This is a genomic window from Alistipes sp. CAG:29 (assembly GCF_000435435.1).
GTDB classification, from domain to species: domain Bacteria; phylum Bacteroidota; class Bacteroidia; order Bacteroidales; family Rikenellaceae; genus Alistipes; species Alistipes onderdonkii.
On sequence record NZ_FR893470.1, the window covers coordinates 1 to 2,363 of the forward strand.

Sequence of the window (2,363 nt, forward strand, 5' to 3'; positions counted from 1 at the left end):
TTCAGCATTACTCGATGTCCGACGAGGAAGCGTGGAACGCCGTGATGAATGTCACGCCGGAGCAGATCGCCTACATTCACCGATGCAATATTCTCAACCAAGTCGGCGACCATTTCCGGCGGGACTTCAAAACAGACCTTTTCTTCGACTGGGTGAACAGCCGGGATAAGTCTATTATTCCGGAGGTGGAATTAAAGTACCGAGAGGTTTACCTGCGCCGCAAGGAAAAGATCGACGCCCGTATTGCTGAAATAGAATTGGCCGAAGCTGAAAAGGGAAAATAGGAAATGAACTACATCGAGTTGATAAACCAATTTTGGCAAACACGACGTAGAGTGCGATTGACCAGCGCGGAGGCAGACCTGTACTTCTGCCTGCTGCAAGAGTGCAACCTCCGCGGCTGGCTCAATCCCTTTGAGTGTCCCAACGGGTTAATCTGCGCGACTATCGGTGTGAGCGAATCCACTTTGATAGATGTGCGCAATAGATTACAGCAAAAGGGTTTTATCAAATTCGTAAGTGGTTGTCGTAAGGCGAAATCTCCCGTTTACTCCATTTTATACTTTGAAAATCCAAGTATAAACCCAAGTATAAGCCGGGGTATAAACCCAAGTATAAACCTGAGTAAAGAGGACGACACACCTATATATAGGTCTTTATCTAACGATAAAGACGGCTTAAAACAGAAACAGAAACATATTCCACCTGATTGTCCCCCTGCGGGTGACGGTGAATTACCGCTCGGTATTGTTTCAGAAGATCCCCTAAAAAAAAGGGCGGAGATATGCAAACGGGTACGGGAAACATATCATCGGCATTGCAAAGGGCTTCCGCCCATAAGAACCATGACGCCGAAGCGTCAACAGGCTATCATGGCGCGGATGCAGGAACACGGCGAAGCCGCGGTTATGGAAATGCTCGAAATTGCAGGACGGTCGAAATTTCTTGCCGGGCAGAATACACATCAATGGACAGCTACTTTCGACTGGCTATTTAAACCTACGAATTTCATCAAAACTTTAGAACGGAATTACGATGACAAAACAAAACAATATGACAACGGCCGAACGACTGCTGGCGGGGATCAAAGAAAGTGCTTCACGGGCGAGTATAGCGAGGCCTTTTGAAATCGACATGCGGGAACAGCAAGTTGCGGAAGCTATAACGTACCTGTTTTCGCTCCAGTGTGCGCAGACGGGCAAAGTTGCGGATATTTCTCCGATGGTAGTCAAAGCGATTGAAAAGGCGGCGCATTGGCTTGTAAATCCTGAACGGGTAAGCCTCAAGATACTCGGCACACCGGGTACTGGAAAAACAACGCTGCTTTATGCCATCCGGGAGTTTATTTGGCGCTACAACCAAACGCAACCGTTCGGGCGAGTTGGCCTGCGCATACATCCGGCTCTGATGATTGTAGATGCTTTCCAGCGTAAGGATGCAAACCTTGATCTTAATATGGCCGTGTCGATCCCCGTATTGGCGATTGATGACGTGGGGGTCGAAGCTACGGAGATCAAATATTACGGTTCGGAGTTGCGACCTGTTACCGATATCATCCTGCACCGGAGCAACGAGAACAAACCGACAATCATCGTCAGCAACTTCGGGGAGCCGGATTTCCTTGCGAAGTACGGCGAACGGGTGTTTGATCGGCTCAAGGATATGACGACGATTTTAATGACCGGGGAAAGTAACCGCAGGAACAAATGATTTTGAAACCCCTACATATCCGCTTTCTCGCAGCAATGCAGAATATCGTCGAGGATAAAAAGGCTCGCCGGGTCGTACCGTCTGCGGCGCTCTCTATGGAGTTGGTGCATTTTCTGAAACTTTCCCGCGCGGAAGTCGAGCGGATTGGCGCAGAACTGGCCACCGCTGGGGAGATCAGTACCGGCGACACGATAAATCAGAAATACTACAAACCAAGTAATGAGTAGGCATAACGAATCGAGGCTACAAACGTCTTGCGTTACATGGTTCCGAATGCAGTACCGGAGTTTGGCAAAACTGCTCTTTGCCGTGCCGAATGGCGGTAGCCGTTCGAAAGTCGAGGCGGCGATCATGCAGGGTGAAGGTGTAACGCCCGGAGTGTCGGATTTGATTCTGTTGGTTGCACGAGGTAATTACAACGGCCTATGTATCGAAATGAAAACAGAATCGCGCGGATCCCGGCAGTCCGACAACCAAAAGGCGTGGCAGGTATTGGTCGAGGCGCAGGGTTATAAATACGTCGTGTGTCGTAGCATCGAGCAGTTTATGTCTGAAATAAATAACTATCTGAAATAATGAAAGTCATAGTAACCTTTTCGGGTGGGAAAGACAGCTGTATGAGTTATTACGGATTATGCGAATAAAACAATAAT

At 48.5% G+C, this 2,363-nt stretch carries 5 protein-coding genes; all 5 read left to right on the forward strand.

From position 1 onward, the window contains the following. Nucleotides 1–284: hypothetical protein (locus QVP03_RS08200; RefSeq protein WP_288210710.1), on the forward strand; the 284-nt coding region annotated here is incomplete at its 5' end. A 3-nt stretch (nt 285–287) separates the two neighbouring features. Further along, complete coding sequence (locus tag QVP03_RS08205; protein WP_022333017.1) at nt 288–1,127, forward strand: hypothetical protein; 840 nt, start codon at nt 288–290, stop codon at nt 1,125–1,127. Then, nucleotides 1,054–1,710, forward strand: coding sequence for a hypothetical protein (locus QVP03_RS08210; RefSeq protein WP_256166543.1), 657 nt, complete (start codon nt 1,054–1,056; stop codon nt 1,708–1,710). The genes QVP03_RS08205 and QVP03_RS08210 overlap by 74 nt, the downstream gene beginning before the upstream one ends. After that, on the forward strand, nt 1,707–1,937 hold the full coding sequence (locus QVP03_RS08215) for a hypothetical protein (RefSeq protein ID WP_022333019.1): 231 nt from the start codon (nt 1,707–1,709) through the stop codon (nt 1,935–1,937). The genes QVP03_RS08210 and QVP03_RS08215 overlap by 4 nt, the downstream gene beginning before the upstream one ends. Next, nucleotides 1,930–2,286 (forward strand): VRR-NUC domain-containing protein, encoded by a 357-nt coding sequence (locus QVP03_RS08220; protein WP_022333020.1) that lies wholly within the window; start codon nt 1,930–1,932, stop codon nt 2,284–2,286. Before QVP03_RS08215 ends, QVP03_RS08220 begins: the two co-directional genes overlap by 8 nt. The last annotated feature ends 77 nt before the right edge of the window (nt 2,287–2,363 follow it).

Excerpts from the sequence above, each read along its gene's own strand:
- QVP03_RS08215 (WP_022333019.1), top strand. The coding sequence starts at position 1,707 with ATGATTTTGAAACCCCTACATATCCGCTTTCTCGCAGCAATGCAGAAT.
- QVP03_RS08220 (WP_022333020.1), top strand. The coding sequence starts at position 1,930 with ATGAGTAGGCATAACGAATCGAGGCTACAAACGTCTTGCGTTACATGG.
- QVP03_RS08210 (WP_256166543.1), top strand. The coding sequence starts at position 1,054 with ATGACAACGGCCGAACGACTGCTGGCGGGGATCAAAGAAAGTGCTTCA.
- QVP03_RS08205 (WP_022333017.1), top strand. The coding sequence starts at position 288 with ATGAACTACATCGAGTTGATAAACCAATTTTGGCAAACACGACGTAGA.